This is a genomic window from Streptacidiphilus fuscans (assembly GCF_015690355.1).
GTDB lineage: Bacteria > Actinomycetota > Actinomycetes > Streptomycetales > Streptomycetaceae > Streptacidiphilus > Streptacidiphilus fuscans.
In genome coordinates, this window is record NZ_JADPRT010000009.1 from 183,021 (window position 1) to 189,020 (window position 6,000).

General features: G+C 72.2%; 7 protein-coding genes. 4 read left to right on the forward strand and 3 right to left on the reverse strand.

The annotated features are described in order from the left end of the window. Positions 1–43: 43 nt before the first annotated feature. Positions 44–1,555, reverse strand: a complete 1,512-nt coding sequence (locus tag I2501_RS22085) for an FtsW/RodA/SpoVE family cell cycle protein (protein WP_196195885.1) — start codon at positions 1,553–1,555, stop codon at positions 44–46. Positions 1,556–1,616: 61 nt separating this feature from the next. Next, positions 1,617–2,066: a carboxymuconolactone decarboxylase family protein gene (locus tag I2501_RS22090; RefSeq protein WP_196195886.1), complete on the reverse strand. Its 450-nt coding sequence runs from the start codon at positions 2,064–2,066 to the stop codon at positions 1,617–1,619. 93 nt (positions 2,067–2,159) lie between these two features. Here I2501_RS22090 and I2501_RS22095 point away from each other — a divergent pair, with 93 nt between their 5' ends. The 4 genes from I2501_RS22095 to I2501_RS22110 all read left to right on the forward strand — a co-directional run bounded on the left by I2501_RS22095 (position 2,160) and on the right by I2501_RS22110 (position 5,086). Next, on the forward strand, positions 2,160–3,047 hold the full coding sequence (locus I2501_RS22095) for a sigma-70 family RNA polymerase sigma factor (protein ID WP_196195887.1): 888 nt from the start codon (positions 2,160–2,162) through the stop codon (positions 3,045–3,047). A 160-nt stretch (positions 3,048–3,207) separates the two neighbouring features. After that, positions 3,208–3,837: a SigE family RNA polymerase sigma factor gene (locus I2501_RS22100; protein WP_196196034.1), complete on the forward strand. Its 630-nt coding sequence runs from the start codon at positions 3,208–3,210 to the stop codon at positions 3,835–3,837. Next, positions 3,837–4,625, forward strand: coding sequence for a hypothetical protein (locus tag I2501_RS22105; protein WP_196195888.1), 789 nt, complete (start codon positions 3,837–3,839; stop codon positions 4,623–4,625). Before I2501_RS22100 ends, I2501_RS22105 begins: the two co-directional genes overlap by 1 nt. Before the next feature lie 158 nt (positions 4,626–4,783). Continuing rightward, positions 4,784–5,086: a muconolactone Delta-isomerase family protein gene (locus I2501_RS22110; RefSeq protein WP_196195889.1), complete on the forward strand. Its 303-nt coding sequence runs from the start codon at positions 4,784–4,786 to the stop codon at positions 5,084–5,086. A 96-nt stretch (positions 5,087–5,182) separates the two neighbouring features. Here the strand turns inward: I2501_RS22110 and I2501_RS22115 are convergent, their stop codons facing one another. Continuing rightward, positions 5,183–5,854 carry a helix-turn-helix transcriptional regulator gene (locus tag I2501_RS22115; protein WP_196195890.1) on the reverse strand — a complete coding sequence of 224 codons (672 nt, stop codon included), beginning with the start codon at positions 5,852–5,854 and terminating at the stop codon, positions 5,183–5,185. Positions 5,855–6,000: the final 146 nt, after the last annotated feature.

The window sequence follows — 6,000 nt, forward strand, 5'->3', positions numbered from 1 at the left end:
CTTCCCCGTGCAGCTGCGGACAACGCTGCCGCCCCCGCGGAGTTCAGACCGCAAGCCCACCGCCGCCCGCCGCGCGGATCTCCGCCGTGGAGATGGTGAGGGTCTCGGCCGGGTTCGGCGCGGGGCGGGACTCGGTGCGGCCCGCCGCGTCGCTGAGCTTGATCAGGAGCGCCGCCAGCAGCCAGTTGGCGACCGCCGACGAACCGCCCTGGGAGAGGTAGGGCAGCGCCTTGCCGGTCTCCGGCAGCAGGCCGATCACACCGCCCGCCACGACGAAGACCTGCAGCACGACGACGCAGCCGAGCCCAGCCGCGAGCAGCTTGCCGAAGGGGTCGGTCAGCGTCACCGCCGCCCGCCAACCTCGGTGCGCCAGCAGCAGATAGAGCGTCAGCAGGGCCATCACCCCTGCGGTGCCGAGCTCTTCGGCGAAGCCCGCGAGGACCCAGTCGCTGCGTCCGGCCGAGCCGATCAGCCACGGCTGTCCCTGGCCGAGGCCGGTGCCGAGGATGCCGCCGTGGGCGAGCGAAAAGAGCGCCTCGGCCGGCTGTTGGGTCACCGTCGGGTGGGGCAGGAACGCGTCCATCGGATGCAGCCAGGCGGTGACCCGCGCCCCGACGTGCGACGAGGTCGCACCGACCGCACCGCCGCCGACGACCGCCAGCAGCAGGCCGACGACCACCCAGCCCACCCGCTCGGTCGCGATGTAGAGCATGAGGATGAAGATGCCGAAGACGATCAGCGACGTCCCCAGGTCCACCTCGACGACCAGGACCAGCAGACAGACCGCCCACACCACCAGCAGCGGCCCGAGGTCCCGCATCCGCGGCAGGCTGACGCCCCAGACGCGGCGGCCGACCAGGACCAGTGCGTCCCGGTTGGCCATCAGGTAGCCGGCGAAGAAGACGATCATGCCGATCTTCGCGAACTCGTCCGGCTCCAGGCTGAACGGACCGATCAGGATCCACCGCTTGGCGCCGTTGACGGCGGGGAAGAACGCCGGCGCCATCAGCAGCACCAGCGACCCGGCCATGGTCAGGTAGGTGTAGCGCTGCAGCATGCGGTGGTGCTTGACGACCACCAGCGCGACGGCGAAGCAGACCACCGCGATGACGGTCCACTCCAGCTGCGCCGGGGCCTCCGGCGCGGCGTCGGCCCGGTCGATGCCGCCGCCGTCGACGACCGAGTAGGTCATGTCCAGCCGGTGGATCATCGCCAGCCCGAGCCCGGTCAGCACCACCACGATCGGCAGGATCAGCGGATCCGCGTACCGCGCCCACCGTCGCACCACCAGGTGCGCGACCAGCGCCACCGCCCCGAGCCCGCCGCAGACCTCCGTGAACGATCCCGGCAGCGTCCCGTGCAACGCGAGCTCCGCGCTCGCGTCCGCCGCTGCCGAGACCGCCACGGCGGCCAGCACCAGGAACAGTTCGACGTTTCTCCGCCGAACCCACCGCCCGTCGTCAGTCGCCCGCACTCCGCCCCCCTGCCCGAAGTCCCCCGAATGCGCCTGGCCGGAGCCTGCTCCGACGAGGATGGGGACGAAGTTCGTGGGCATCCGGTTGCGCGGTACGGGAGACGACAACTGAGGCTGCGTCATATCACCGGGATCACCGGGATCACCAGGCCTTGCCCGCCTGCTCCCGGATCGTGTGGTTGATCCGGTTGAAGAAGTTGGTCATGGCGATCTCCAAGGTGATCGCGCTCAACTGCTCCTCGGTGAAGTGGTCGGCCGCGTCGTCCCAGATCGCGTCAGTCACGCCCGGGGCGCCGTCCTGGATCCGGGTGGCCGCCTCGGTCAGCGCCAGCGCCGCCCGCTCCTCGTCGGTGAAGAACGGCGTCTCGCGCCAGGCGGCCACGCTGTGCAGCCGCTCGTCCGTCTCCCCGGCCCGCTTCGCCGACCGGACCCCGGAGTACACGCACGGGCTGCAGCCGTTGATCTGGCTGGCGCGCAGGTGGACCAGCGCCAGCAGCCGCTCGTCCACCCCGCCCGCGGCTATCGCCTTCTGCAGGTGGCCGATCGCGGTCATCACGTCGGGGTTCGCGGCCTGGGTCATCCGTGCTTCCATCAGTCCTGCTCCTTCGTCCTGTTCCCGCTGTTACGAGCGCCCGTCCGGGCCCGTCATCACCTATGACGGAGCAGATCCGAGGAAGGTAACCAGATGCCCGAGAGCTGTCCGACGAACCCGACGAACCCGGTCGCCGAGGCGTTCGAGGCCCAGCGGGACCGGCTGCGCGCGGTCGCCTACCGCATGCTCGGATCGCACGCCGACGCCGAGGACGTGGTCCAGGAGGCGTGGCTGCGCCTCTCCCGTCAGGACGCGACGACGATCGAGAACCTCGACGGCTGGCTGACCACCGTGGTCGGCCGGATCAGCCTCGACGTCCTGCGGACGCGCCGGTCGCGCCCCGAGGCGCCCTACGACGACGGCCTGCCCGAGCTGGTGGTGACGCTCGACGACGGGCTCGCGCCGGAGGACGACGCGGTCCTCGCGGACTCGGTCGGCCTGGCGCTGCTGGTCGTCCTCGACTCGCTCCGGCCGAACGAACGGCTGGCGTTCGTGCTGCACGACCTGTTCGCGGTGCCGTTCGACGAGATCGGCACCATCCTCGGCAAGTCGACGGACGCCGCCAAGATGCTGGCCAGCCGCGCCCGCAGGAAGGTGCAGACGGGCCGGGAGACGCCCGGGGCCGCCCGGGAGCAGCGGCAGGTGGTCGATGCCTTCCTGGCGGCGGCCCGCGACGGTGACTTCGAGGGTCTGCTGCGGGTGCTCGACCCGGACGTCAGGCTGAGCGTCGACACGCCCGGCGGCGTCGTCGTCACCCTCGGTGCGACCAAGGTCGCCCGCGGGGCGAAGCTCGGCGCGGCAGCGGCGAGGCGGGGGCAGGCGGTGCTGGTCAACGGCCTGCCGGGCGTCATCACCTGGCACGAGGACGGCACGCCGCGCTCGGTCATGGCGTTCACCGTCGAGGGCGACCGGATCACGGCCGTCATCGGCGTCGCCGACCCGGCCAAGCTCGCCGGAATGGACCTGCCCGCCCCGGCGTAACCGAATCTGACGGTCCATCACGGACCATCACTCGGCGTTCTCCTGCCGTGCCGCCGATGCAACCTCCCCCGCACGGCGGGAGTGAGTACGGACAGAGGGACGATCCGATCGGTCACGGGGAGGGCAACGCCGGATGACGACGAGCTCGGCACACATGTCCATGGCCAGTCCGGCCGTGGAGGACTCGGCGTGGCAGGAGATGGACTTCGAGACGTTCGCCGCCGCGCGCTGGCGGCGGCTCGTGCGCACCGCGTACCTGCTGACCGGCGACCACCACGAGGCCGAGGACCTGGTGCAGGCCACCCTGGCCAAGATCTACACCGGCTGGACGCGGATCCGGAGGCTCAGCGAGCCGGACGCCTACGTCCATCGGGCGCTGATCAACAACAACCTGAGCCGCTACCGGCGGCGCCGGGTACGGCAGTTGCTCACCCCCGTGCTGCCCGAGCGTCCCCACCGGGAGGACGTATCGGCGGTCGAGAACCGATCGGTGCTGATGGCGGCGCTGGCGGAACTGCCGCCGCGGCAGCGGATGGTGGTCGTCCTCCGGTACTGGGAGGACATGAGCGAGCACCAGGTCGCCGAGGCGATGGACTGCTCGGTGGGCAACGTGAAGAGCCAGGCCAACCGGGGCCTGTCGAAGCTGCGCGCTCACCCCGCGCTCGCCGGCTACGCGGCAGGGACAGCCACGGGACCAGCGGCCAGGACGACAGAGACGACAAAGACGCCAGAGACGCCTGAAGCGACATCGACGGGCAACGACCTGCATCGGAACGGAGGCGGCAACTGATGGGCATCGACGACGTGGACACCACGGACAGGTACGCCGAGGACATGGTGCGCAGCGCACTGCGGGACGAGGTGGCCGCGCTCGACGTGGCGGCCTGGTCGGCGCCGCCGCTGCGGGCGCGGGTCCGGCGGCGGCAGCGGGGGCGCCGGGCGGCGCTGGGCGTGACGGCGGCGGTCGTCGCGGTCGGTGCGATCGGGGCACTGGGCAGCACGGGGGCACTGCTGTCCGGGCACCCGGCCTCCCACACGGTGACCGCCGCGTCGGGCGGCGGGGCTGCGACGAACGGTCGTCCCGTGCCGACGAAGTCGCCGAGCCAGCGGCCTACTCCCCCGGCGACCCCGGCGACCCCGTCGGTGCTGGTGGTGCAGCCGGGCCAGCAGGTGGTGATCGCCCCGGGAGCGACGGTCACACTGAAGCCCTCGATCGACCTGACCGTGACCGGACGGTGGGGCTCCTTCAGCGGACGGCTCGCGCCCAAGCAGGAGTGGCACGGCAGAAACATGATCGGCATCGGTTCCCTCGTGTCGAACGGCCCGACGGACGCCACGGGCGACGCCCTCATGGTGCCGCTGTACATGGGGTCGGGCCAGGTCGCGAAGATCACCGTGACGATCAAGGGAAAGACCTACCGCGCCCAGGTCATCACCCTGGCCGGCAATCCGGGCTGGGCCGTCGGCGCAGTCATGATTCCGACCGCCCTGCAGTACACGACGCCCCTGACCCAGGCGACGCTCACCGCCTACGCGGCGGACGGTCACGTGCTGGACCAGGAGGTCACTCCGGTGTGACGCACGGCCAGAATCCCGGGCGGTCCGCACGGCGTGCGGGCCGTCCCGGGCGAGCGCCCCGCTCAGTGGCCCCGGCCGGACGTCCGACGGACGATGGACAGAGGGACGACGCGGCGTCCGGCTCCCGGGCCGGGCGCTCCACTGGACGGAGCCGGACCATGCGAGAGTTCCTCGTCGAGATCACCACCACCGTTCCCGAGGGCACCAGCCCGAGCGAGCTCGACCAGCGGCACGCCGCCGAGGCCGTGCGCGCCCGGGAGCTGGCCGCAACCGGCCACCTCGCGCGGCTGTGGCGCCCGGTCGGCGAATCGCGCAGCATCGGCATCTGGCGGGCCGACGACGAGGACGAGCTGCACGAGAAGGTGCTGGGCACCCTCCCGCTGCACGCCTGGATGACCGCGACGGTCACCCCACTCGAACCCCACCCCAACGACCCGGGCGGCACGGCAGGCACCCGCTGACGACGCCGTCGTCGCCGACCTCGCCGACCTCGCCGACCTCGCCGGCATCGCGGCCGTCGGCCACCTGCTGACCGGCCGCCCTTAGCTGACATAGCGTCAGAAATAGCCCTCGCGCAGGGCGTAGGCCACCGCGTGGGCCCGGTTGCGGAGCTGGAGGCGGTTGGTCAGGCCGTAGATCAGGTTCTCGATGGTGCGCTCGGAGTACGACAGCTTCCCGGCAATCTCGGCGGTGTCCATGCCCTCCGCCACCAGCCGCAGCACGTCCACCTCACGCGGGCTCAGCCCCGTCGCGGGCGCAGCGGCGTGCTCCGTGCCGCTCCGTCTCAAGGCTCCGACCTGCGCCACCAGCCTGCCCAGCAGGTCCGGCGGCATCTCGCCCTCGCCCCGCGACGCTGCCAGCACCGCCCGGCACAGCCGCCTCCCCGTCGCCTCGTGCCGCCACACGATCGCCCCCACCCCGCACTCGACCACGCGGAGCAGCTCCGCCTCCCGCAGCAGGCAGACCACCAGGACGACCCTGGTCCCCTCGGCCCGCAGCTGGCGCAACCGCCGCATCGTGGGCTCGTCCAACGACTCGGCCAGCACCACCGCCACCGCCCCCGGCGGGCCGCCGCCCGCGTCGACCAGCTCCACCATGGGCTCGTCGAGCAGCTGGCCACGGGTACCGACCAGGGAGATCGGATCCGGCGCATGGACCACGACCGGTACCGCGGTCTCCACCTCGGTCAGCACAGCCGGCACGAGAGTCCCCCATCCATCCGAATCCATCCCCATCCATCGGAGTCCATCGGCGTCCGACGGAATCCATCCGAGTTGCATCTGTTGAGCCGCGGGGGGGGGGCGGGGGGGGGGGGGGCCCCCCCCGCGGGGGGGGGGGGGGGGGGGGGGCGCGACCCCCAGGGGGGGGGGTGAGG

Coding starts and splice junctions, on each gene's coding strand:
- I2501_RS22115 (WP_196195890.1), bottom strand. CDS start 5,854: ATGGATTCGGATGGATGGGGGACTCTCGTGCCGGCTGTGCTGACCGAG.
- I2501_RS22095 (WP_196195887.1), top strand. CDS start 2,160: ATGCCCGAGAGCTGTCCGACGAACCCGACGAACCCGGTCGCCGAGGCG.
- I2501_RS22110 (WP_196195889.1), top strand. CDS start 4,784: ATGCGAGAGTTCCTCGTCGAGATCACCACCACCGTTCCCGAGGGCACC.
- I2501_RS22100 (WP_196196034.1), top strand. CDS start 3,208: ATGGCCAGTCCGGCCGTGGAGGACTCGGCGTGGCAGGAGATGGACTTC.
- I2501_RS22090 (WP_196195886.1), bottom strand. CDS start 2,066: ATGGAAGCACGGATGACCCAGGCCGCGAACCCCGACGTGATGACCGCG.
- I2501_RS22085 (WP_196195885.1), bottom strand. CDS start 1,555: ATGCCCACGAACTTCGTCCCCATCCTCGTCGGAGCAGGCTCCGGCCAG.
- I2501_RS22105 (WP_196195888.1), top strand. CDS start 3,837: ATGGGCATCGACGACGTGGACACCACGGACAGGTACGCCGAGGACATG.